The organism is Streptomyces sp. NPDC049915, assembly GCF_040656475.1.
Taxonomy (GTDB): domain Bacteria; phylum Actinomycetota; class Actinomycetes; order Streptomycetales; family Streptomycetaceae; genus Streptomyces.
On sequence record NZ_JBFAMH010000004.1, the window covers coordinates 393,446 to 416,675 of the forward strand.

24 protein-coding genes and 1 tRNA gene are annotated in these 23,230 nt (G+C 71.4%); 11 read left to right on the top strand and 14 right to left on the bottom strand.

Translation table 11 applies throughout. The features are described 5' to 3' along the window. Positions 1-11 precede the first annotated feature (11 nt). Both AB0J12_RS09135 and AB0J12_RS09140 read left to right on the top strand, forming a co-directional pair. Positions 12-995 carry a zinc-binding dehydrogenase gene (locus AB0J12_RS09135; RefSeq protein ID WP_363263583.1) on the top strand — a complete coding sequence of 328 codons (984 nt, stop codon included), beginning with the start codon at positions 12-14 and terminating at the stop codon, positions 993-995. Between the two features lie 56 nt (positions 996-1,051). After that, a complete protein-coding gene (locus tag AB0J12_RS09140; protein WP_363263585.1) occupies positions 1,052-2,548 on the top strand; it encodes an MFS transporter in 1,497 nt (498 codons plus the stop codon). 63 nt (positions 2,549-2,611) lie between these two features. On the opposite strand, the gene AB0J12_RS09145 is transcribed toward AB0J12_RS09140, so the two are convergent. Further along, positions 2,612-4,009 (bottom strand): FAD-dependent oxidoreductase, encoded by a 1,398-nt coding sequence (locus AB0J12_RS09145; RefSeq protein WP_363263586.1) that lies wholly within the window; start codon positions 4,007-4,009, stop codon positions 2,612-2,614. Between the two features lie 11 nt (positions 4,010-4,020). Next, on the bottom strand, positions 4,021-4,674 hold the full coding sequence (locus tag AB0J12_RS09150) for a rhomboid-like protein (protein WP_363263587.1): 654 nt from the start codon (positions 4,672-4,674) through the stop codon (positions 4,021-4,023). On the opposite strand from AB0J12_RS09150, the gene AB0J12_RS09155 reads away from it, so the two are divergent. Continuing rightward, positions 4,673-5,599 carry an aminoglycoside phosphotransferase family protein gene (locus tag AB0J12_RS09155; protein ID WP_363263588.1) on the top strand — a complete coding sequence of 309 codons (927 nt, stop codon included), beginning with the start codon at positions 4,673-4,675 and terminating at the stop codon, positions 5,597-5,599. The two genes, AB0J12_RS09150 and AB0J12_RS09155, sit on opposite strands and share 2 nt — an antisense overlap. Before the next feature lie 14 nt (positions 5,600-5,613). After that, positions 5,614-6,090: a GNAT family N-acetyltransferase gene (locus AB0J12_RS09160; RefSeq protein WP_363263589.1), complete on the top strand. Its 477-nt coding sequence runs from the start codon at positions 5,614-5,616 to the stop codon at positions 6,088-6,090. A 78-nt stretch (positions 6,091-6,168) separates the two neighbouring features. Here the strand turns inward: AB0J12_RS09160 and AB0J12_RS09165 are convergent, their stop codons facing one another. Together AB0J12_RS09165 and AB0J12_RS09170 are read right to left on the bottom strand one after the other, a co-directional pair. Beyond that, on the bottom strand, positions 6,169-6,558 hold the full coding sequence (locus tag AB0J12_RS09165) for a hypothetical protein (protein ID WP_363263590.1): 390 nt from the start codon (positions 6,556-6,558) through the stop codon (positions 6,169-6,171). Between the two features lie 186 nt (positions 6,559-6,744). Continuing rightward, positions 6,745-6,818, bottom strand: a tRNA-Thr gene (locus AB0J12_RS09170). A 218-nt stretch (positions 6,819-7,036) separates the two neighbouring features. Here AB0J12_RS09170 and ugpC point away from each other — a divergent pair. The 3 genes from ugpC to AB0J12_RS09185 all read left to right on the top strand — a co-directional run bounded on the left by ugpC (position 7,037) and on the right by AB0J12_RS09185 (position 9,877). Continuing rightward, positions 7,037-8,125 (top strand): sn-glycerol-3-phosphate ABC transporter ATP-binding protein UgpC, encoded by a 1,089-nt coding sequence (gene ugpC, locus AB0J12_RS09175; protein WP_363263591.1) that lies wholly within the window; start codon positions 7,037-7,039, stop codon positions 8,123-8,125. A 205-nt stretch (positions 8,126-8,330) separates the two neighbouring features. Then, complete coding sequence (locus tag AB0J12_RS09180) at positions 8,331-8,789, top strand: hypothetical protein (protein WP_363263592.1); 459 nt, start codon at positions 8,331-8,333, stop codon at positions 8,787-8,789. Positions 8,790-9,145: 356 nt separating this feature from the next. Next, the gene (locus AB0J12_RS09185; protein WP_363263593.1) at positions 9,146-9,877 is read left to right on the top strand and encodes a nucleotidyltransferase family protein; all 732 of its coding nucleotides are present in this window, start codon (positions 9,146-9,148) and stop codon (positions 9,875-9,877) included. A gap of 187 nt (positions 9,878-10,064) precedes the next feature. Here the strand turns inward: AB0J12_RS09185 and AB0J12_RS09190 are convergent, their stop codons facing one another. The 6 genes from AB0J12_RS09190 to AB0J12_RS09215 all read right to left on the bottom strand — a co-directional run bounded on the left by AB0J12_RS09190 (position 10,065) and on the right by AB0J12_RS09215 (position 16,706). Further along, entirely contained in the window at positions 10,065-11,801 is a 1,737-nt protein-coding gene (locus AB0J12_RS09190) for a DoxX family membrane protein (protein ID WP_363263594.1), read from the bottom strand. 119 nt (positions 11,802-11,920) lie between these two features. Further along, on the bottom strand, positions 11,921-12,865 hold the full coding sequence (rlmB, locus tag AB0J12_RS09195) for a 23S rRNA (guanosine(2251)-2'-O)-methyltransferase RlmB (protein ID WP_363263595.1): 945 nt from the start codon (positions 12,863-12,865) through the stop codon (positions 11,921-11,923). Between the two features lie 87 nt (positions 12,866-12,952). Further along, positions 12,953-14,350 carry a cysteine--tRNA ligase gene (cysS, locus tag AB0J12_RS09200; protein ID WP_363263596.1) on the bottom strand — a complete coding sequence of 466 codons (1,398 nt, stop codon included), beginning with the start codon at positions 14,348-14,350 and terminating at the stop codon, positions 12,953-12,955. 279 nt (positions 14,351-14,629) lie between these two features. Next, positions 14,630-15,127: a 2-C-methyl-D-erythritol 2,4-cyclodiphosphate synthase gene (gene ispF / locus AB0J12_RS09205; RefSeq protein ID WP_363263598.1), complete on the bottom strand. Its 498-nt coding sequence runs from the start codon at positions 15,125-15,127 to the stop codon at positions 14,630-14,632. Then, on the bottom strand, positions 15,117-15,869 hold the full coding sequence (gene ispD / locus AB0J12_RS09210) for a 2-C-methyl-D-erythritol 4-phosphate cytidylyltransferase (protein WP_363263599.1): 753 nt from the start codon (positions 15,867-15,869) through the stop codon (positions 15,117-15,119). Before ispD ends, ispF begins: the two co-directional genes overlap by 11 nt. 354 nt (positions 15,870-16,223) lie before the next feature. Beyond that, positions 16,224-16,706 (bottom strand): CarD family transcriptional regulator, encoded by a 483-nt coding sequence (locus AB0J12_RS09215; RefSeq protein ID WP_003953493.1) that lies wholly within the window; start codon positions 16,704-16,706, stop codon positions 16,224-16,226. A gap of 793 nt (positions 16,707-17,499) precedes the next feature. Here AB0J12_RS09215 and AB0J12_RS09220 point away from each other — a divergent pair. After that, a complete protein-coding gene (locus AB0J12_RS09220; RefSeq protein WP_363263600.1) occupies positions 17,500-18,156 on the top strand; it encodes a copper chaperone PCu(A)C in 657 nt (218 codons plus the stop codon). 90 nt (positions 18,157-18,246) lie between these two features. Here the strand turns inward: AB0J12_RS09220 and AB0J12_RS09225 are convergent, their stop codons facing one another. Both AB0J12_RS09225 and AB0J12_RS09230 read right to left on the bottom strand, forming a co-directional pair. Further along, positions 18,247-18,927 carry a response regulator transcription factor gene (locus tag AB0J12_RS09225; protein WP_076087010.1) on the bottom strand — a complete coding sequence of 227 codons (681 nt, stop codon included), beginning with the start codon at positions 18,925-18,927 and terminating at the stop codon, positions 18,247-18,249. Further along, positions 18,924-20,222, bottom strand: coding sequence for an ATP-binding protein (locus AB0J12_RS09230; protein WP_363263601.1), 1,299 nt, complete (start codon positions 20,220-20,222; stop codon positions 18,924-18,926). The genes AB0J12_RS09225 and AB0J12_RS09230 overlap by 4 nt, the downstream gene beginning before the upstream one ends. Before the next feature lie 200 nt (positions 20,223-20,422). Between AB0J12_RS09230 and phoU the strand changes: the two genes are divergently transcribed. The 3 genes from phoU (at position 20,423) to AB0J12_RS09245 (ending at position 21,845) form a co-directional block, all read left to right on the top strand. Continuing rightward, on the top strand, positions 20,423-21,112 hold the full coding sequence (gene phoU, locus AB0J12_RS09235) for a phosphate signaling complex protein PhoU (RefSeq protein WP_363263602.1): 690 nt from the start codon (positions 20,423-20,425) through the stop codon (positions 21,110-21,112). Positions 21,113-21,264: 152 nt separating this feature from the next. Then, positions 21,265-21,429, top strand: a complete 165-nt coding sequence (locus AB0J12_RS09240) for a hypothetical protein (protein WP_363263604.1) — start codon at positions 21,265-21,267, stop codon at positions 21,427-21,429. 167 nt (positions 21,430-21,596) lie between these two features. Further along, positions 21,597-21,845 (top strand): SCO4226 family nickel-binding protein, encoded by a 249-nt coding sequence (locus tag AB0J12_RS09245; RefSeq protein WP_363263605.1) that lies wholly within the window; start codon positions 21,597-21,599, stop codon positions 21,843-21,845. A gap of 12 nt (positions 21,846-21,857) precedes the next feature. Here the strand turns inward: AB0J12_RS09245 and AB0J12_RS09250 are convergent, their stop codons facing one another. Both AB0J12_RS09250 and AB0J12_RS09255 read right to left on the bottom strand, forming a co-directional pair. Then, a complete protein-coding gene (locus AB0J12_RS09250) occupies positions 21,858-22,178 on the bottom strand; it encodes a GYD domain-containing protein (protein ID WP_363263606.1) in 321 nt (106 codons plus the stop codon). Between the two features lie 91 nt (positions 22,179-22,269). Continuing rightward, complete coding sequence (locus tag AB0J12_RS09255; protein WP_363263607.1) at positions 22,270-23,175, bottom strand: DMT family transporter; 906 nt, start codon at positions 23,173-23,175, stop codon at positions 22,270-22,272. Positions 23,176-23,230 lie beyond the last annotated feature (55 nt).

The following is a 23,230-nucleotide window of genomic DNA, read 5'->3' on the forward strand; positions in this document are numbered from 1 at the left end:
CGGGGAGCCCCATGCACGCGATCCGCCTCCACGCCTTCGGACCCGCCGAGAACCTGACCCACGAGGAGGTCGAGGACCCGGTCCCCGCCCCCGGCCAGGTCCGTATCACCGTGGCCGCCGCGGGGGTGCACCTCCTCGACACGGCTCTGCGCGAGGGCGTGCGCGGCCCCCTGCCCGAGCTGCCCGCCCTGCCGACCGTCCCCGGCCGCGAGGTCGCCGGCACCGTCGACGCCCTCGGCGACGGCGTGGACCCGTCCTGGCTGGGCAAGCGCGTGGTCGCCCACCTCGGCTTCGCGCCCGGCGGCTATGCGGAGCTGGCCGTCACCGACGCGGCCCGGCTGCACGAGATCCCGGAGAACCTGGACCCGGCGCAGGCGGTCGCCATGATCGGCACGGGCCGTACGGCGATGGGGATCGTGCAGTTCGCGGACGACCTGGGCCCCGGCTCCGTGGCCGTGGTCCTGGCGGCCGCCGGCGGCATCGGCACCCTCCTGGTGCAGTACGCCAGGAACGCCGGCGCCGGCGTCGTGGGGCTCGCGGGCGGCCCGCGCAAGACCGCCCGGGTCCAGGCGAACGGCGTCGACCTCGCCGTCGACTACACCGAGCCCGGCTGGCCTGACAAGGTCCGCGCCTTCCTCGGCGGCCGGCCCGCCACCCTCGTCTTCGACGGCGTCGGCGGTGACACTGCCCGCGAGGCGGTCGCCCTGCTCGGCCCGGGCGGCCGGCACCTGGTCTTCGGCTGGTCCGCCGAGGGCATCCGCGACGGCGGGCCGTACCTCGTCGACGGCGTCTCCGAGCAGGTGCTCGGCCCGGCGATGTTCGCCAGGGCGGGCGGTCCCGACCCCTTGCGCACCCTCGAACTGCGCGCGCTCACCGAGGCCGCCGCAGGCCGGCTCGTCCCGGCCGTCGAACGCTTCCCGCTCGCCGAGGCGGCCGCCGCGCACCGCGCCCTCGAGAGCCGACGCACGACCGGAAAGGTGGTCCTGGAGCCATGAAAAGGCACCACACAGCCCGGGATGCAATACGTCCTGATTCGTGGTCTTCTGACCGAGTGACTGTCACCCGAACAGACCAACCCGCGCCGGGAGCGGACCGGCACCGCTGGTGGGGTCTGGTGATCATCGCGCTCGCCCAGCTGATGGTGGTCCTGGACGCCACCATCGTGAACATCGCGCTGCCCTCCGCCCAGCGCGACCTGGGCATGTCCGACGCCAACCGGCAGTGGGTGATCACCGCCTACACCCTCGCCTTCGGCGGGCTGCTCCTGCTCGGCGGCCGGATCGCCGACCTCGTCGGCCGCAAACGGACCTTCGTCTTCGGTCTGGTCGGCTTCGCCGCAGCCTCCGCGCTCGGCGGCGCCGCCACCGGCGCCGGCATGCTCTTCGGGGCCCGCGCCCTGCAGGGCGCCTTCGCGGCCGTCCTCGCCCCGTCCGCGCTCTCCCTGCTGACCACGACGTTCACCGATCCCAAGGAGCGCGGCAAGGCGTTCGGCATCTACGGCGCCCTCGCCGGCAGTGGCTCGGCGATCGGCTTCATCGTCGGCGGACTGCTCACCGAGTACCTGAACTGGCGCTGGTGCCTGTACGTCAACGTGCCCATCGCCGTCGTCGCCGTCGTCGGCGCGCTCACCCTGCTGCACGACCGCCCCGGCCACGCGGGCGTCCGGCTCGACGTGCCCGGCGTCGTCCTCGGCTGCGGCGGCCTGGTCGCGATCGTCTACGGCTTCAGCGAGGCCCAGCCGCGCGGCTGGACCGACCCGCTGGTCCTCGCCCTCTTCGCGGCCGGTGTCGTCCTGCTCGCCACCTTCGTCTGGTGGCAGACACGGGCGCCGAGCCCGCTGCTCCCGCTGCACATCATCAAGGAACGCAACCGCGCGGGCTGCTTCCTGACCATGATGCTCGCGGTGATCGGCATGTTCGGGCTGTTCCTGTTCATGACCTACTACCTGCAGGTCATCCTCGGCTACTCGCCCGTCCGCACGGGCCTGGCCTTCCTCCCGCTGACCGCGGCCATCATCGTCGGCTCCACCCAGATCTCCGCCCGCCTGCTGCCCCACGTGGCACCGCGCACGCTGATGGTCCCCGGCATGGTGCTCGCCGCCGGCGGCATGGTGATCCTCACGCAGATGACGGTGGACTCCTCCTACACCACGGAGATCCTCCCCGCGCTGCTGCTGATGGGCCTCGGCATGGGCCTGACCTTCATGCCGGTGTTCTCCACGGCCACCGCGGGCGTCGCGCCGCAGGACGCCGGCGTCACCTCGGCGACCGTCAACACCTCCCAGCAGGTCGGCGGCTCCATCGGCACGGCGCTGCTGAACACCATCGCCACCACCACGAGCGCCACGTACATCACCGCCCACCTGGCGAACCCCGGCGGGCGGGCGCAGATCGTCCGCGCGGGCGTGGTGCACGGCTACACAGTCGCCATCTGGTGGGCGGCCGCGGTCATGCTGCTGGCCGGCCTGGTGGCGGGCCTGATGGTCACGGTCCGTCCGCCGTCGCACGGAGCACCCGCGCAGGAACCGGTACCGGAGTCGGTGGCCTGACCGCACCGGTACCGCCGCGCCTGCGCGCCCGCACACGGCCGACGACCCGAGCCGCCGTAGACGTCAGCTGCGCCCCGCCACCCGGTCCGCCAGCCGTGCCAGACGGGAGGACTCGGCGCTGTGCGTCGTCCGCTCCCGCCGGTCGGCCGCCCGGTACACGGCGTACATCCCCTGCACGCCCACCCACCGCAGCGGCTCCGGCTCCCACTTCCGCACCCGGTGCCCCACCCACGGCAGCTCGGTCAGCTCGGTGCGCCCGGACTGCCCGGAGTCCAGCTGCACCAGATCCCGCAACGTCCGCGCGGCCAGATTCGTGGTGGCGACGCCCGAGCCGACGTAACCCCCCGCCCAGCCCAGCCCCGTCGACCGGTCCAGCGTCACCGTCGCGCACCAGTCCCGCGGCACGCCCAGCACACCCGACCAGGCGTGCGCGATGCCGACCCCCGCCAGCGACGGGAAGAACCGCACCAGGATCTCCCGCAGCGCCGAGATCGTCGCGTCCTGGGTGCGCCCGTCGTTGTCGGTCTGCGAGCCGAAGCGGTACGGCGCCCCGCGCCCGCCCAGCGCGATCCGCCCGTCGGCGGTCCGCTGGGCGTACATGTAGGCGTGCGCCATGTCCCCCAGCGTCTCCCGGCCCTCCCACCCGATCTCCGCCCAGCTCTCCTCGCTCAGCGGCTCGGTGGCGATCATCGAGGAGTTCATGGGCAGCCAGGTACGCCGCTGCCCCTTCAACGAGGCCGTGAACCCCTCCGTGCAGCGCAGCACATAGGGCGCCCGCACGGTCCCGTACGGCGTCACCGCGTGCTGGGGCCGGATCTCGGTCACCGGCGTCGACTCGTGAAGGGTCACCCCGAGCTCCTCGACGGCCGCCGCGAGCCCCTTCAGCAGCTTCACCGGGTGCAGCCGGGCCCCGTGCGGTGTCCACGTCGAGCCCACCGCGTCCGCCACGCGGATCCGCTCGGCGGTCTCCTGCGCGCCGTACAGCTCACGGTCCTTCTCCCCGAAGGCCACCTCGGCGGCGTGGAAGGACTTCAGCCGGGCCAGCTGAGCCGGGGTGGTGGCCACCTCCAGCACACCGCCCTTGTGCAGGTCGGCGTCGATGCCCTCCGCCTCGGCGACCGCGATCACCTCGTCGACGGTGTCGTTCATCGCCTGCTGCAACCGCACCGCCGCTTCCCGGCCGTGCAGCTTCGCGTACCGGTCCCGGCCGGCGATGCCGTTGTACAGCCAGCCCCCGTTGCGCCCGGAGGCGCCGTATCCGCAGAACTTCTGCTCGAGGACGACGACCCGCAGAAAAGGAGCGGCCTTCTTCAGGTAGTACGCCGTCCACAGACCCGTGTATCCGCCGCCGACGATCACCACGTCGGCGGACGTGTCACCGGGCAGCGGCTCCCGCACCGGGGGAAGACCGTCGTCCGCGTACCAGAAGGAGATGCCGCCGTTCACGACACTGCTGCTCATGAGAGCGGACGTTAACCCGTCGGCGTGACGCCTGTCTCCTTCGGATTCCGTGGAATTTCCCGCCCCCGCACCAGCGGATGACACGCCAGCCCGATCAGCACGGACGCGAAGTGCCCGAGGTCGGTGAAGGTCGGCCCGGCCGCCAGTGGAAGGCCGTAGAAGACCAGCACCACGAACAGGTACACGTACCGCCACGGCCCCGGGATCCGGTACGTCAGCACCCCCACCACGCCCGCCAGCGCGTAACTCACCCCGATGTCCAGCGCGTCGGCCTCCGAGTGCGGTGCGAGCCCGCGCCGGATCGCCACGAGCAGCACCCCCTGGCTGAGGAGCGTGGCCAGCACATGCGCCGCCACGCACACCACCAGCCACCGCACCGTCCCCAGCCACCGCTCGGCCGGGGCGTGGAAGACGCTGTACAGCACGGCGTACGGCAGCCAGTGGCCGCCGTCGATCCACATCGCGCTGGCGATGAGCACACGCACCGGGTTCTGCGACAGCTCCTCCAGATTCGTCGAGCGCTGGCGCAGGAACTCGCGCTCGAAGTCCGGCGACATGTGGTGCAGGGCGACCGTCGTGACGAACAGAATCCCCAGCCAGACGTACGTCCCCGGGGCGCTGCGCACGTAGGCCCCGACCCGGCGCAGACCCCGCGTAATTCGCATGAGCCGATTCACGCACAGCAGTATCGTCCGATCGGTGATCGACATTCCGGACGAGCTGGCGGCGTCACAGGCGGAGTACAACGGCGAGGCGGGCCGTGCCTTCATCGCGGCCCTGCCGGACCTCGCGGCGGACTTCCTGCACCGCTGGCGGCTGCGGCTGGACGGCCCGTCGATGTACGGCGTGTGCGCGCTGGTCCTGCCCGTCGTCCGCGCCGACGGGCTGCGTGCCGTCCTCAAGCTCCAGCTCCTGGACGAGGAGAGCGCGGGCGAAGCGGTCGCCCTGCGCCTGTGGGACGGCGACGGCGCGGTGCGCCTGATCGACCACGACGAGCCCACCGGCACGGTGCTGCTGGAACGCCTCGACCCCTCGCGCATGCTGGCCCACCACCCGGACGTCCACGAGGCGGTCGAGGTGATCGCCTCCCTGCTGGCCCACCTCAACGCCACCCCCGCCCCACCCGGCCTGCGCCGCCTCGGCGACATCGCCTGGAACATGCTCGGCCGCACCCCCCGTGCGCTGCCCCGCATTCCCGACCCCGAGGCCCGCCGGATCATCGCCGACTGCGCCGCGGCCGTACGCGAGGTCGTCGCCGAACCCGGCGACCGTCTGCTGCACTGGGACCTGCATGACGAGAACGTCCTGGCCGCCGATCGCGCCGACTGGCTCGCCATCGATCCCAAACCCCTCGCCGGCGACCCCGGCTTCGAACTCTGGCCGGCCCTCGCCAACCGCTACGACCCCGACGACATCCGATGGCGCTTCGACGCGATGACCGCCGTCATGGACCTGGACCGGGGCCGCGCCCGCGCCTGGACCCTGGGCCGTCTCCTCCAGAACGCCCTGTGGGACATCGAGGACGGCCGCCCCCTGGACCCGGATCAGCTCGAGATGGTCCACCGCCTGCGCCCACCCGCCCACCCCTGACGAGAAGAGCCCCGATGATCCGCCCCGCCACACCCGCCGACGTCCCTGTCATCCACACCCTGATCCAGGAACTCGCGACCTACGAGAAAGCACCACAGGAAGCGAAGGCGACCCCCGCCCAGCTCCACGACGCGCTCTTCTCCGACCACCCGGCCGCCTTCGCGCACATCGCCGAGGACGACGACACCGGAGAGCCGGTCGGCTTCGCGCTGTGGTTCCTGTCCTTCTCCACCTGGCGCGGAACGCACGGCATCTACCTGGAGGACCTCTTCGTCCGCCCACAGGCCCGCGGCGCCGGCCACGGCAAGGCCCTGCTCACCGAACTCGCCCGCATCTGCACCCGCCGCGGCTACCAGCGCCTGGAGTGGTCGGTCCTCAACTGGAACGAACCCGCAATCGGTTTCTACGACGCCCTCGGCGCCCGCCCACAGAACGGGTGGACGGTCTACCGCCTGACGGACGAGGCCCTGACCAAGCTGGGCACGGAATGATGAAATCCCAGGTCACAGCACCTGACCTGGGCTTCCCGGGAACCCCCGTCGGATCCGGACCGACGCGTGACGCGGCGATCAAGTAGCCGGCTCCCGGCCAGGATCACTCGGGTCGGTCTTCCTCCGGCGGAATTCGTCCGTGCACCCCCCGGAAGTCACGTCCCGAGTGAAGCAGGCGACGAAGGAGCTCGGGGAGCCGTAGAAGGCGAATTTCATGCCCTCGCAGTCCACTCCGTCGAAGGTGACCTCGCCATAGGTTCCGAAGAGGGACAAGGTTCCATGTTGCCGGTCGGCGATCCCGGAGCACTCGGCGCCGACGTACGCCTTGTCCAAGCCCTTGGCCGTGAACGTGCCGTCGTCCGTGAACTCGACCGTCCTGCCGGCGAAGTCCGACCACACACCCGCCAGCTGATCAGCGCTGTCGATCTCGACCGGGTAGACGGAGCAGGAGGCCGACAGGAATGTCACCGCACATCCCACCGCAGCGCCCCTGCATGCACGTCGTATCCGCTGATGCCGGTCGGCAGCCATCCGCCCCTGCCTCTCCTGGGTGCCGTGCACGGCACCGGCACACAGCGGGAAGGCCATCAGCCCGTGGATGTCGAACGCCCCGCACCGATCACCGGCCGGGGCGTTCGCGCTGTTCAGCGAAAGAGCCCCCTGTCGGATTCGAACCGACGACCTTCGCTTTACAAGAGCGGCGCTCTAACCAGCTGAGCTAAGGAGGCCCGGGTCCGCGCTGGACGGACACGCCCGTGCAGTGTACCTACCTCCCGCGGCGGCCCGATCGAAAATTTCCGCGAAGTTCACAGGGGCTCGCCTACTGACAGACCAGGTGAACGCCAGGTACCGTCCTGTGCCAGTTCACCTGCGTGGACTACACCAACCACCTTCCTACAACGGATCGTCCGGCACGTTCCTGCCGGTAGAAGGGGGCCCATTCACCATGGCCACTGTCACGTTCGACAAGGCGACCCGGATCTACCCGGGTTCCACCAAGCCCGCCGTCGACGCCCTGGACATCGAGATCGCCGACGGGGAGTTCCTCGTCCTGGTCGGTCCGTCCGGCTGCGGCAAGTCCACCTCCCTGCGGATGCTCGCGGGCCTGGAGGACGTCAACGGCGGCGCGATCCGCATCGGCGACCGCGACGTCACGCACCTGCCGCCGAAGGACCGGGACATCGCCATGGTGTTCCAGAACTACGCGCTCTACCCGCACATGACGGTCGCCGACAACATGGGCTTCGCGCTCAAGATCGCCGGCGTCAACAAGGCGGAGATCCGGCAGAAGGTCGAAGAGGCCGCGAAGATCCTCGACCTCAGCGAGTACCTGGACCGCAAGCCGAAGGCGCTCTCCGGCGGTCAGCGCCAGCGTGTGGCGATGGGCCGCGCGATCGTCCGTGAGCCGCAGGTCTTCCTCATGGACGAGCCGCTGTCCAACCTGGACGCCAAGCTCCGCGTCTCCACCCGCACCCAGATCGCCTCCCTCCAGCGCCGCCTGGGCATCACCACGGTCTACGTCACCCACGACCAGGTCGAGGCCCTCACCATGGGCGACCGCGTCGCGGTCCTCAAGGACGGTCTGCTCCAGCAGGTCGACACCCCGCGCAACATGTACGACAGGCCCGCCAACCTCTTCGTGGCCGGCTTCATCGGCTCCCCGGCGATGAACCTCGTCGAGGTACCGATCACCGACGGCGGCGTGAAGTTCGGCAACAGCGTCGTTCCGGTCGACCGGGAGGCGCTGGCCGCCGCCACCGACAAGACGGTCACCGTCGGCGTCCGCCCCGAGCACTTCGACGTGGCCGGCCCCGACTCCGACCTCGGTGTCCCGGTCACCGTCAACGTCGTCGAGGAGCTGGGCTCCGACGCGTTCGTCTACGGCACCGCCAAGATCGGCGCCGAGACCAAGGACCTCGTGGTCCGCGTGGGCGGCCGCGAGGTGCCGGAGAAGGGCAGCACGCTGCACGTCGTGCCGCGCTCGGGCGAGACCCACGTGTTCTCCACCTCGACGGGCGCGCGCCTGTCGGACTGACCTCCCGGCGCATGATTCACCCAGGTTGACGAAGAGGGGCCCCGCGAACTGCCGCGGGGCCCCTCTCGTTGTCGACAAATACCCCGGCAAACCCCCCGTTTCGACCAGCGTGCGTCAACCCACTACCCAGAAGTCCCCCCTCCCCCATCCCCCGAACAGGTGACTAAATGTCGCCAAATCATTACCGGGCGCTACCCTCACACGCGTGAAGCACTCCACCACCCAACAGACGCCACGCGGTCACCGGGGCCCCGCCCGCCGCATCGGCCGCTCCCTCGCCCTCGTCCTGCCCGTCGTCCTGGTGCTCTCCGGGACCCTCGCCGTCACCCGGGTCAACTGGTCCGGGAACCGCTCGGACTCGGTGCTCGCCGCCACCGACGTGACGAGTGCGACGGACGCCAAGAACACCGCCCGCCGCGCCCCCCAGGACGTCCTGCGCGACCAGCTCCTCACCGAGCTCCAGCAGAAGGACCCCGGCGTCGCCCTCACCCACCTCCAGCAGGTCGTCAACGACAAGCCGTCGCTGGCCGAGCACTGCACCTCCATCGCCCGGGCCCTGGGCCGCGCGGCGGTCCGCATCTACGGCCCCTCCCGCGCCCAGTCCTTCGCCCGCCCGGTCTGCGACACGTCGTACGCCTCAGGCATCCTGGCGGCCCACAGCTGACGCCCGCCGAGGGACCCATGCCACGGCGTCGCCGCACCCGCGCACGGCGGGAAGGGGACGTGGTGGGGGGTGTCCGCCCGCAGCGGCCGGCACCGAGACCCGGCAGGTCCGTCGGAAACGGCCGGCCGGACCGAGGACGGACACCCCCCACCGCGGCCCCGACCCACGGACAACCGCAGGCGCGACACCAAGCCACCCACCGGAGGGCAACGGGCCGCCGCAGGCACACAAGGGGCGCGGGGAACGGCGCGAGCAACCACGACGCAACCCGCACCCGAACCACCACCGAAAGCACCGCAGGCACCCGCACAAGCCCCCGCAGGCACTCCGCAGCCACCCCGCCGTAGTCTTCCGGCATGACCCATCCGCACGCCCTGACCCGCCCCACCCAAGCCGTCATCCTGGCCGGCGGCCAAGGTTCCCGGCTGCGCCCCTACACCGACGACCGGCCCAAGCCGATGGTCGAGATCCCCGGGACGGGCACGCCCATCATCGGCCACCAGCTCACCTGGCTCGCCGAAGAGGGCGTCACCGACGTGGTCGTCTCCTGCGGCCACCTCGCCGACGTGCTCGAGCAGTGGCTCCGGTCGGCCGACCTCCCCGTGCGCGTGACCACCGTCGTCGAGGCGGAGCCCCTCGGCCGCGGTGGCGGCCTGAAGTTCGCCGCCGCGCACCTGCCGCACCCGGACCGGCCCTGGTACGCCACCAACGGCGACATCTGGACCCGCTTCTCGCTGCGCGACATGGCCGACTTCCACACCGAGCGCGACGCCATAGCGACGCTCGCCCTCGCCCGCCCCCGCATCCCCTGGGGCGCCGTGCAGACCGACGGGTTCGGCCACATCACCGACTTCATCGAGGCCCCGCCGTCCACCTTCGAGATCAACGCGGGCGTCTACGTCTTCTCCCCGGCCTTCGCGGGCCTCCTCCCCGAGCGCGGCGACCACGAGCGCACCACGTTCCCGCGCCTGGCCCGGGAACACCGCCTGGCCGGCTTCCCGCTCCCCCAGGGCGCCTACTGGCGGGCGATCGACACGGCGAAGGACCTGACCGAGGCGGCCAAGGAGCTGGCGGCCCTGAGCCGCTGACGCCACGGCAGCACAGCACACGCACCGCCCAGCACACCGCAGCGGCACCAGAACACCGCACCACACACCGATGGGGCCCCGCGCACCACACGCGGAGCCCCATCGCCGTACCGGCCGCCGGGTCGGCCAAGGGATCGTCGGAGGATTCGGCCGGTGGGCTACCCGAGCACGCCGCCCACCGGCCGCGTTACCCCAACAGGCCGCCCACGAGGCCGGACTGGCCGGAGGAGGAGCCGGAGCCACCGGAAGAGGACGATCCGGAGCCGCCGCTGCTGCCGCCCGACGACCCGGAGCCGCCCGACGTGCCGCCCCCGGAGGTCGGCCCGGAGCTGGTGCTCGGCCCCTGACCGGTCGGCGACGAGTGCCGCGACGGCGCCTGTCCACCGGTGCCCTGCGTCTGGCTGGGCGCCCCGGTGGTCGCCGTATCCGAGGAACGCGTCGCCCCCGGCGTGTGCGCCCCGTGCGCGGGACCGGAGGTGGCCCCGCCCCGCGTCGGCGTTGCGGACGCGGACGGCGTGTGCCGCCAGGTGTGCTCGCCGGACCGCTGCGGCAGCGGCGAGCCGGGCAGCTCGTTGCGCGGGGCCTCGCCGGGCCCGGGCGCGACGACCCGGTCGGCGTCGCGCACCGCGCCGCCGAGCAGCGACCCGACGAGCAGGGTCAGCCCGGTGGCGACGGCGGTGATCAGCGCGCCGCGGCGCAGCACGTAGCTGCGCAGCTCCCAGATGTCGGAGCGCGGTCCGAGCCGCCGCCAGGCGCCGGCGGCGAGGCGGCCGTCGACGGAGTAGACGGGGGCGCCGGCGATGATCAGCGGCGACCAGGCGGCGAGGTAGATGATGTCGGGGGCGTCGTAGACGGGAACCGTCTTCCAGCTGACGGTGACGATGAGCGCGGCCGACAGCAGCGCTCCGACCACGGCCGCGACCCGCTGCCAGCAGCCCAGGACGGTCAGCACGCCGACCACCACCTGGAGGAAGGCGATGACCAGGCCGGAGCCGACGGGGTGATGGAGGGCGAACTGGCGCAGCGGCTCGGCGACCTCCCAGGGGTGCAGGGTGTTGAGCCACTTGACCATGGAGCCGCGCTTGCCGCCGTCGAAGTAGACGGGGTCGCACAGCTTGCCCATGCCGGCGTAGATGGAGATGAAGCCGAGGAAGATGCGCAGCGGGAGCAGGACGACGCCGAGGTTCATCCGGCGGTGCGGGTAGTACGCGTGCCGCGCGGGATCGTCGCCGTGGCGCCGGCCGGGGGCGTCCGCCTCGCCGCTGTCCTCGCCGGTCTCGTCCACGTCGCCGAAGCCGTCGTATCCGGACCGGTCGTATGCGGGCCCGCCGTACCCGGACCCGTCGTATCCGGACCCGTATCCGGGGTCGCCGGGCTCGTCGTAGACGCTGCCGACGCTGCGCATCGCGGGCAGCAGACGGGTGCCCGCGCCGTCCTCGGAGGTGCGCTGAGCGCCGACGACGGGCGGCTCGACGGTCTGCTCCAGGTCGTCGTGATCGACGTAGCCCTCGTGGGCCGGCGCGACGCGTGGCAGCACCTGAGTGGCTCCGGCGTCGGCTGCGGAGGGCTCGGCGTGACCGACGCTGCCGGCCCGCACGGCCTGGAGCAGGCGGTGGGCGCCGGTGTCGTCGGGGTCGGATCTGCCGCTCCAGACGACGGGCCGGCGCCGGGCCGCCGCGGCCGCGGCGGCGGCGCCTGCGGCAGGCACGCGGGCGGTGTCCGGGGTGGCGCTCAAGTGCCGCGCGATCCGCGGAGACCGGGTGCGCACGGACGACGCACCCAACTGCACGCGGAAGCTCGCGTGGCTCACGATGATCTGCGCCGGATCGCTCGGCACCTTCACCATGCTCAGCGCGGGAGCGTCGTCGAAACCCGACGAGCGGTCCCCCGTGGGTGTGCGGGGTGTTCTGGTGTCCACACTCATCTAACCGAGTGATGTGTGCTTAGGACACTGCCTTGCCCGCGCGGATCTGTCCGGACCCCGTCAAGCTTGTCCGGACAGCCCGCAATCCCCCCGTGTGGGCGATATCAGCGAACAGACATTCAGCCCCGGCGGCGGGACGCGGCCTCGTAGAGCACGATGCCCGCGGCGACACCGGCGTTGAGCGACTCGGCCCCACCCGGCATCGGGATGCGCACCCGGTAGTCACAGGTCTCGCCGACCAGCCGGGACAGCCCCTTGCCCTCGCTGCCCACGACGATGCACACCGGCCCCGAGAGGGCCTCCAGCTCACCGAGCTCGACCTCCCCGTCCGCGGCCAGGCCGACGACGACGATGCCGGCCTTCTGGTACGCCTCCAGCGCCCGCGTCAGGTTCGTCGCACGGGCGACCGGCGTACGGGCGGCCGTACCGGCGGACGTCTTCCAGGCACCGGCGGTCATGCCGGCCGCACGCCGCTCGGGTACGACGACGCCGTGCCCGCCGAAGGCGGAGACGGACCGCACGACGGCACCGAGGTTGCGCGGGTCGGTCACCCCGTCGAGGGCGACGATCAGCGGGTCCGCGCCCTCGTCGGCGGCGGCGTCGGCGAGGTCCTCGGGGTGGGCGTACTCGTACGGCGGGATCTGCAGGACGAGGCCCTGGTGGTTGAGCCCGTTGGTCATCCGGTCCAGCTCGGGACGCGGGGCCTCCATGAGGTTGATGCCGCCGCGCTCGGCGGCGAGCTGCAGCGCCTCGCGCACGCGCTCGTCGTTGTCGATGAACTGCTGCACGTACAGCGTGGTGGCGGGCACCCCCTCACGCAGCGCCTCGTAGACCGGGTTACGGCCGACGACCAGCTCGGAGGCGGACTTGCCGCCGCCCCGGCGCTGCGGAGCGCGTCCCTGCGCGCGCCGGGACTTCGCCTGCGCCGCACGCTGTTTGGCGTGCCCCTTGCGCATCTCGGCGGGCGGAGTCGGGCCCTTGCCCTCCAGGCCCCGGCGTCGCTTGCCGCCACTGCCGACCTGCGCGCCCTTCTTGCCGGACATGCGACGGTTGTTCGCGGCCATGACCTACCTGTCTCCGTGATGCGTTGGGTGTACGTACGTCAGTGCAAGTGTGCCGCCCGTAGCCCCGGGCGGCACATTCGCGGTGTTCTAACGGGCCCCGAGGCTCCATCGCGGCCCCTGCGGGCTGTCCTCGATGACCAGCCCGGACTGGCCGAGCTGGTCGCGGATGGCGTCCGCGGTGGCCCAGTCCTTGCGCGCCCGAGCGGACTCGCGCTGCTCCAGGACCAGGCGTACGAGGCTGTCGACGACCCCGTGGAGATCGTCACCCCGGTCGTTCTCGCCGGCCCACTGTTCGTCGAGCGGGTCGAGCCCGAGGACGCCCAGCATGGCCCGCACCTCGGCGAGCCGTGCGACGGCGGCGTCCTTGTCGTCGGCGGCCAGAGCACTGTTGCCCTGGCGCACCGTCGTATGAATCACCGCCAGGGCCTGCGGCACGCCGAGGTCATCGTCCATGGCCTCGGCGAAGGCGGGCGGCACCTCGGCGGCGGGCTCGACGTCGCCGGCCTTCTCCACCACCCGCTGCACGAAGCCCTCGATCCGGGCGAACGCGGACTCGGCCTCGCGCAGCGACTCCTCGCTGTACTCGATGGTCGAGCGGTAGTGCGGGGTCCCCAGGTAGTACCGCAGGACGATGGGCCGCCACTGCTTGACCATCTCGGAGACCAGGACGCTGTTGCCCAGCGACTTGGACATCTTCTCGCCGCTCATGGTGACCCAGGCGTTGTGCAGCCAGTACTGGGCGAAGTCGTCGCCGAACGCCTTGGCCTGGGCGATCTCGTTCTCGTGGTGCGGGAAGATCAGGTCCAGGCCGCCGCCGTGGATGTCGAAGGCGGATCCCAGGTACTTGTGCGCCATGGCGGAGCACTCCAGGTGCCACCCGGGACGGCCCCGCCCCCACGGCGTCTCCCAGCTCGGCTCGCCCGGCTTGGCGGCCTTCCACATGGCGAAGTCACGCGGGTCCCGCTTGCCGGTGATGCCCTCCTCGGAGGGCTGGCGCATCTCGTCCAGATCCTGCCGGGACAGCTCCAGGTACGAGGGCCACGACCTGACGTCGAAGTAGACGCTGCCGTCGGCCTCGTAGGCGTGCCCGCGCTCGATGAGCGTGCGCATCATCTCGACCATCTCGGTGACATGGCCGGTGGCACGCGGCTCGTACGTCGGCGGAAGGCAGCCGAGGGCGGTGTAGCCGTCGTTGAAGGCGCGCTCGTTCTCGTAGCCGATGGACCACCAGGGGCGGTTCTGCTGGTCCGCCTTCCCGATGATCTTGTCGTCGATGTCCGTGACGTTGCGGATGAAGGTGACGTCGTAGCCGCGGTAGGTGAACCAGCGGCGCAGGATGTCGAAGTTCAGCCCGGAACGGATGTGCCCGATGTGCGGGGCCGCCTGCACGGTGGCGCCACACAGGTAGATCGAGACGCAACCCGGCGTGAGCGGGATGAAGTCACGGATCTGCCGGGCGCTGGTGTCGTACAGGCGAATAGTCACGCATCCAGGGTAGTGGCCCCACACCAGTGCCAGGCGCCGCCGCGGGCTTACGGGGACGGTTTCGTGACCTCGGCGTCCGGCACGACGGGGTCCCTCCCCCAAGCCCTGCCGGATGCCGACCGGCACCCGCCCACCCCGGCCCCGACCCACGACGAACCGCAGGCGCTGGGCACGCCACGACGCACCGCACGGGCCGCCGCAGGCCCACAAGAGGCGCGGGGAACTGCGCGACCAGCCACAACGCACCCGCAGACGCCCCGCTCCCGCCGGACGGCAACCTCACCCAGCCCGAACCACCAACGCCGTGGCCACAGCCATCAGCCCTTCCCCCCGCCCCGGAAACCCGAGCCCGTCCGTCGTCGCGCCGGAAACCGACACCGCCGCCCCCACCACCGACGACAGCAACTCCTCCGCCTCACCCCGGCGCTTACCGATCTTCGGCCGCGCCCCGATCACCTGCACCGCGACGTTCCCGATGACGAACCCCGCCTCGCGCACGATCCGCGCGGCCTCCGCCAGCAGCGTCACGCCCGACGCCCCCGCCCACTCGGGCCGCCCGGTCCCGAAGTGCTGACCGAGGTCCCCCAGCCCCGCCGCGGAGAACAACGCGTTGCACGCCGCATGCGCGACGACGTCCGCGTCGGAGTGCCCGGCCAGCCCGGGCCCCTCCCCTTCCCACTTGAGCCCCGCGCACCACAACTCACGCCCTTCCTCGAAGGCGTGGATGTCGGTACCGATCCCGACCCGAGGCAGCGGGGGCACGGTCTCAGAACCCATCGTTCAGCCTCCGCCGCGCGAGAACCGCCTCCGCCAGCACCAGATCCAGCGGCCGCGTCACCTTGAACGCCTCCTCGTGCCCCGGCACGACCACCACCCGCTCCCCGAGCTGCTCGACCATGCTCGCGTCGTCGGTCACCTCTCCGGTCACGCTCTCGTGCGCCCGCACCAGCGTCCGCCGGTCGAATCCCTGCGGCGTCTGCACGGCCCGCAGCCGCGCCCGCGACGGCGTGGCCAGAACCGGCTCGGGCTCCCCCTCCACCGCCGCCGGCTCCACCTCCTTCACGGTGTCCGCGAGCGGCACCGCCGGAACCACGGCCACCGCACCCGCGCGCACCGCCTCGACCACCGCGTCCACCGTGTCGACGGGCACCAGCGGCCGCGCGGCGTCGTGCACCAGCACGATGTCGTAGTCGCCCGGCAGCGCGTCCAGCCCGAGCTTCACGGACTCCTGCCGCGACTGGCCGCCCGGCACCACCAGGAAGTCCGTCCGCTCGGGCAGCGCGTGCGCGTCGAGCAGGCTCCTGACCTCCCCGGCACCGTCCGGCGGAGCCACGACGACGACGAGGGAGACGAACCGCGACGCGGCCATGGCGCGCACCGCGTGCACCAGCATCGGCGTGCCGCTCAGCGCGCGGAGCGCTTTGGGGGCGCCCGGCCCCAGGCGTACGCCGCGGCCGGCGGCCGGAATCACCACGGCCGTACGCGGCTCGGTGGCTGAAGGACGCGTAACGTCAGACATCGGTTCCTGTCAGGTTTGTGTGCTCGGCCCCGGTGGGTATGGCCTCACCGTGCCGGGCGCGCGACGCTCTGACCGGACCCTTCCGTGACCCTGGTCGAGCCGGCGGCCCGACCCCGGCGCATCGGTGTCGGGGGCTTGCCCCCGACAGGACGACAGTTCGACAGGACGACAGCAGGACCGCAGCGACGTCACGTGCGCGGATAGGGAAACGTACGAGACGTAGCGTACGCACGACACGCACGGCAGCCGTACGCGGCGACGGAAACGGACATGCCGCAGCGCCCGGCGACACAGTCAGGTCATCGGGCACCGCGGCATTTCACACCGTGCTGAACTGAGGCGGACGGGGCCGCGTCAGGACGCGAGAACCTCGTCGAGGAGGGCCTCGGCCTTGTCCTCGTTCGTGTTCTCCGCGAGGGCGAGCTCGCTCACCAGGATCTGCCGCGCCTTGGCGAGCATGCGCTTCTCACCTGCGGAGAGTCCACGCTCGCGCTCACGACGCCACAGGTCACGCACGACTTCCGCGACCTTGATGACATCGCCGGAGGCGAGCTTCTCCAGATTTGCCTTGTAACGACGGGACCAGTTCGTGGGCTCCTCGGCGTACGGAGCGCGCAGCACCTCGAAGACTCGGTCCAGCCCGTCCTGACCGACCACATCACGCACGCCGACGAACTCCGCATTGTCCGCTGGCACACGTACCGTCAGGTCACCCTGGGCGACCTTCAGCACCAAGTAGGTCTTGTCCACGCCTTTGATCTGGCGAGTTTCGATAGCCTCGATCAGCGCGGCCCCGTGATGGGGATAGACCACGGTGTCGCCAACCTTGAACGTCATGTGACAGGTACCCCTTCCGTGGCTATCCAGAGTAACACGGATACGGCGTCTTCTGAATGGCGTTTTCGCAGGTCAGGGCATATCTCGGGGCTTGACAACAGCGATGCGAACGTGCTGCGGCGGGCGGGCGGAGGCAGGTATTCGCAGGTCGGAGCCGCTTCCCGAGGCCCATGAAACGCGCCCGTCACAACCTCCGGGAGCCCTCCTGAGCGGGTTTAACATCCCCAAATGTCCGGTTCCATGCGTGCGACTTACGCTACTCCGTTCGGCCCACCGGAGGCGCTTACGCATCGAATCAGGAATTGATCACGGCCCGCACGGAAGGCTCCCGGAAGCGATCCGGAAGGAAGCGGGAAGGGGGCAGGAAGGAAGCAGGAAGGGGGGCCGCCTCATCCGGCGTGATCAATTTCTGCGGGCGCCGTGCATTCTTCACGGAATATTCGCCTACCGCACCGCGGAGACCTGCGGCGACTTATGTGAATGGCGTACGAAGGCAGTGGTCAAAGTGACTGGTGAGTCAGTTGTGACTCCAGAACCCTTCTGATGCCACCGTGACTCCTACTCGGAGCTCCGACGTGACCCAGCGTGATGCCCCACGCCATGCGCCTGCCCTTGCCCCACTACTTGCCCCTCCCCATGCCCTCCCCGGTACCGCCTGCCGAGCGATCCGGGAGCTCCGGGGAGGGTCGGGTGCGGCGGCGCGGGAACGGCTCGATAACCTAAGCCCGCTGACTGACCCTTAGGGCGGCTTTACAAGGAAAGCTGCCCCTGCGTTCAAGGAGTTGCCGCCGCCGTGAGCAGCAGCCTTCGACGCGGCGCCCTCGCCGCCTCCGTCACCGCCCTCTCGATCGCCTCGCTGGCCGCCTGCGGCTCCGGGAACAACGCCCAGACTCTGCAGGTCAAGCCGGACAACGCCGCCACCAGCGTCGGGGACATCAAGGTCCAGAACGCGCTCGTCATCACCCAGCCCGACCGCGAGTCCACCGGCCCGGCCGCGATCTCCGCCACCCTGTTCAACACCGGCGGCACCGCCCAGACGCTGGACGCCGTCAAGGTGGAGGGCAGCGGCAAGACCGCCGAGATCAAGCCCGCGAACGGCAAGGGCAAGCTGACCATCCCGGCCCACAGCTCCGTCGTCCTCGGCGGCAAGGGCAACGCCACGGCCATGCTGACCTCGGGCCGGGAGGCCGTCCAGGACGGCAACGCCCAGAAGGTCGTCTTCACCTTCAGTCAGACCGGCGACGTGACGCTCACCGCGTTCGTCGTCCCGGCCACCAGCTACTTCAGCAACTGGGGCCCGGCCGGCATCCCGAGCGCTCCGGCGCAGAGCCCGTCCCAGAAGCCGTCCGGCTCCCCGTCGGGCTCCGCCTCGCCCAGCCCGTCCCAGAAGCCGTCCGGCACCCCGACCGACCAGGCCTCCGCGAGCACCTCGCCGTCGGCCGGCCACTGAGCCGTCGCACCACCGCCGTACCGCGCCGAAGGGCGGCACCCCTGCACGGGGTGCCGCCCTTCGGCGTGGACAGAGAGCCGGGACCGCGGTTTACGGCTCGAACTTGTAGCCGAGGCCCCGCACCGTCACCAGGTAGCGCGGCGCGCCCGGGTCCGGCTCGATCTTGGCGCGCAGCCGCTTGACGTGCACGTCGAGGGTCTTGGTGTCACCCACGTAGTCCGCACCCCAGACCCGGTCGATGAGCTGCATACGGGTCAGGACGCGGCCCGCGTTGCGCAGCAGCATCTCCAGCAGGTCGAACTCCTTCAGCGGCAGGTCGACCTTGGACCCGCTGACGGTGACCACGTGCCGGTCGACGTCCATGCGGACCGGGCCGGCCTCCAGCGCGGCCGGGGCGACCTCCTCCGGCTCGCCGCGGCGGCGCAGCACCGCGCGGATACGGGCGACCAGCTCGCGGGAGGAGAAGGGCTTGGTGACGTAGTCGTCGGCCCCTATCTCCAGGCCGACGACCTTGTCGATCTCGCTGTCCTTGGCGGTCACCATGATCACCGGGACGTTGGAGCGGCCGCGCAGCTGACGGCACACCTCCGTGCCGGGCAGACCCGGCAGCATCAGGTCGAGGAGGACGAGGTCGGCGCCGTTGCGCTCGAACTCGTCGAGTCCGTCGGGGCCGGTGGCTGCCACGGCCACCTCGAAGCCCTCCTTGCGGAGCATGTACGACAGGGCGTCGGAGAAGGACTCCTCGTCCTCGACGACGAGCACACGGGTCACGGAAGGACCTCCGGGGCGGAAAGCGTTTCGTACGCGGATGAGTCGGGGGTGTGGGACGAGCCGCGCGACGGCTCGGCGGACCGGCCGGCCCCGTCGGGGCCGTCCTCGCCTTCGAGGTCGGGGTGCTGGTGGGCGCGGTCCCGGCCCGCACCCGCCTCCGGCAGTCGCAGGGTGAAGGTGGAGCCCTGTCCCTCGGCACTCCACACCGTGACCTCCCCGCCGTGCGAGGCGGCCACGTGTTTGACGATGGCCAGGCCCAGGCCGGTGCCTCCGGTGGCACGGGAGCGGGCCGGGTCGACGCGGTAGAAGCGCTCGAAGATACGCTCCTTGTCCTTGTCGGAGATGCCGATGCCCTGGTCGGTCACGGCGATCTCGATCATGTCACCGCCGGGTGCGGTGAGGGGCCGGGCGGCGATGCCGACACGGGTGCGGGCTGGGGAGTAGTTGACGGCGTTCTCGACGAGGTTGCCGAGGGCGGCGGCGAGCTGCCCGCGGTTGCCCCACACGGCGAGGTCCGCCGTGCCGCCCGCCGCCATGGTGATCTGCTTGGTGCCCGCCTGGTGGCGGCAGCGGTCGATGGCCTCGGCGACCAGTTCGTCTACCCGGACCGGCTCGGCGTCCTCCAGGGGGTCGTCGTTCTGCACCCGGGACAGGTCGATGAGCTCCTGGACCAGGTTGGTCAGCCGGGTCGCCTCGATCTGCATGCGCCCGGCGAACCGCTGCACGGCCTCCGGGTCGTCTGAGGCGTCCATGACGGCCTCGGACAGCAGGGAGAGCGCGCCCACCGGCGTCTTCAGTTCATGGCTCACATTCGCCACGAAGTCCCGCCGGACCGCCTCGATGCGCCGGGCCTCGGTGAGGTCCTCGACGAGCAGCAGCACCAGCCGCGACCCGAGCGGCGCGACCCGAGCGGAGACGGCGAGCGCCTCACCGCGTCCGGTGCCCCTTCTCGGCAGATCGAGCTCGACCTGTCGTATCTCCCCGTCCCTGCGGGTGTCGCGGGCCATCTGGAGCATCGGCTCCACGGAGAGCCGGCCGCCGCGCACCAGCCCGAGGGCGTACGCGGCGGAGCTGGCCTTGACCACGGCGTCCGCCTCGTCGAGGACGACGGCGGAGGAGCGGAGTACGGACAGGACGGTGTCGACGCCGGGCGGGAGCACGGCTTCGGTGTGCAGAGAAGTACGAGTGGGGCGCTTCTGCTCCCGCTCGCTCCAGCGGAACGCCAGCATGGCAATCACACCGGTGAGCACCCCGGCGATCGCTGCCGCTGCGGCGACCGCCGCGTTCACGTCCATGGCACCAGGTTAGGCATGGCAGCCGACATGCCCACAGCCGTCCGGGTGTCAGCTCGAACACTCGTCGCCCAGAGTTCACCTTGGGGCCAGGATTGATTCATTTGAGGTCGCGGAACCGGACGCGTAAGGGACGGAACGTGGGAGCGTGGGGTCGGGAGCCCTGCCCGGAACCCCGGACGACACGCACGAGAGGGAACCTGATGCGGGACGCGTACCACGAGGAACTGGACTCGATCGGCGACGGTCTGGTGGAGATGACCCGGCTGGTCGGGTCGGCGATCGGGCGCGCCACGACCGCCATCCTGGACGCCGATCTGAAGCTGGCCGAGAGCGTCATCGAGGCCGACCAGAAGGTCGACGAGCTGCAGCACGACCTGGAGGCGCGGGCCATCGCGCTGCTGGCGCGGCAGCAGCCGGTGGCCACGGATCTGCGGATCGTGGTCACCTCACTGCGCATGAGCGCCGACCTGGAGCGCTCCGGCGACCTGGCCCAGCACGTGGCCAAGCTCGCCCGGCTGCGTTTCCCGGCGCGGGCGGTGCCGCAGGACATCCACGCCACCATCCTGGAGATGGGCCAGCTCGCGCAGCGCCTGATGGCGAAGGCGGCGGAGGTGATCATCACCAAGGACGTCGACCTGGCGCTCCAGCTGGAGCAGGACGACGACGCGATGGACCTGCTGCACCGCACGCTCTTCCAGCACCTGATCGACGACCGCTGGAAGCACGGCATCGAGACGGCCGTCGACGTCACCCTGCTGGGCCGCTACTACGAGCGCTACGCCGACCACGCGGTCGCGGTCGCCAAGCGGGTGGTGTACCTGGTCACGGGCGAGCACGCGGACGAGCTCCAGGCGGACATCCAGTCGGTGCCGGGGGCGGAGAGCGCCTGACGCCGAGGCGTCGGGGGGCGCGGTGCCAACCCGCGCGCGCCCGAGGCCGTCGGGGGCGCGCGCTGCAGCCCGCGCGCTCGTATGCGCCGTTGATGCGCCCGACGGTCCGGGCATGCAATGGGGACAGGCACGAGCCTCGTCGAGGAGGAACCATGGCCGATTCCCCCAGCACGCCCGGTACGACGTCCGAGCCCACGCAGGAGCGCCCGACCGAGCAGCCCGCGGAGATCAGGAACCTCACCCTGATGGGCGCCTGCGGCTGCGGCTCGGGCTGCGGGTGCGGCTGCCAGTCCGGCAACCCGTGCCAGTGCGGCTGACCCGCTGACGCGCCACCGAGGACCCCGGCCGCCGCTTCGGCGCCGCCGGGGCCTTCGGCCTGCACCGCCGCTCCCGTGACCGCCGGGGCCTTCCGCGTGCGCGGTCGTGGGGACGGGCGGAGCATGAGGAGGAGGAAACGCACCCACGGCAGAAGGAGGTGCGGACCATGCCCGAGTTCATGGACGTCCACCACGGCATGAAGGGCATCACGGCGGACCAGCTGACGGAGGCGCACAACGCCGACCTCGCCCTCGAGGGGACCGAGAACGTCCACTTCAAGAAGGCCTGGGCGGACCCGGAGTCCGGCGAGGTCTACTGCCTCTCGGAGGCCCCGTCGGCCGAAGCGGTCCAGCGGGTCCACGAACGCGCGGGCCACAAGGCGGACGAGGTCCACGCGGTGACGCTGTCGGCCTGAGGTTCTCCGGTCCTACGCCCCGGGGGCGCGGAAGGCGACCTGCCGACGGGTCGCCTGGTCGACCTCCTCGACGGTCAGGAGCGGAGTGGCACGGGTCGTCAGCGCCCCGCTGGCCTTGACGGTAAGGCTGATCGCGGCCATCGACACCGGGTCGGGAAGGTCGATGACGCACACGAAGTCGTCTTCCCCGAAGGCGAAGTACAGGGCCTCGACCGTCCCGCCGAGTTCCGTCACGATCCGGTCGACGGCGGCGCGGCGGCCGCTCCCCCCTTCCTTGAGGAGCCCCTTCGTACCCTCGGGCGTGTAACTGGCCTGAATGAGGAACTTCGGCATGGGGACGCTCCCGGCCCGTCGCTGATCCGAATCCGATACGACCAAGGCCTTCCCGTCCCCGCCCCCGCTCCCACACCCGACGCGAGGGGATTCACTCGTTGGCGCCGCGTGTGGCGCCGGCCGACGCGGCGACCACGCACAGCACGGCGATCCACTGCGACCAGTGCAGCGGCTCCTGGAGGACGAGGAGCCCGACGAGGGCCGCCATAGCGGGCTCGAGACTCATCAGGATGCCGAACACCCGCGGCGGCATCCGGCGCAGCGCTTCCAGATCCAGCGAGTACGGGATCACCGACGACAGCAGCGCCACAGCGAGCCCCGCGACCAGCACCCACGGCTGAAGCAGCGCCGTACCGCTGTCGGCGGCCCCGAACGGAACGGCGACCAGCGCCGCGACGGCCATGCCCAGGGCCAGCCCGTTGCCTTCGGAGGTGCGCCGTCCCAGCGCCGCGCCGACGAGGATGTACAGCCCCCAGCACGCTCCCGCTGCGAGGGCGAACACGAACCCGACCAGGTCGAGGTCGCCACGCCCCTCCATCAACAGCACGACGCCGCCGGCCGCGAGCAGGGCGTAGAACGCGTCCAGCCGGCGCCGCGCCCCGGCCAGGGCGACGGCCAGCGGCCCGAGAAACTCGGTGGTCACCGCGATGCCGAGCGGGATGCGGTCGAGGGCGAGGTAGAAGCACAGGTTCATGAGGCCGAGCGTCACGCCGTAGCCGACGACGACCACCCATGTGCGGCGTTCCCTGCGCGGCGAGGGCCGCCAGAGCATCAGCAGCAGCACCGCGGCGAAGGACAGCCGCAGGGCGACGGTCCCGAGACTCCCCACGGCGCCGAACAGGTGCTTGGCGACGGCCGAGCCCAGCTGAACGCTGACGATGCCGAGCAGGACCAGTGCCGTGGGCGGGACGGCGCCGAAGCCCCGCCCGACCACCGCCCTCAGTGAGCCCCCGCCCACCGGCTCAAGTCCGGCCGTACCGTCGTCAGTTGTGGACACCCGTGGATTGTGGACGACCCAGCGCCACACCTCACACGGATTTACGCCCGTGCAG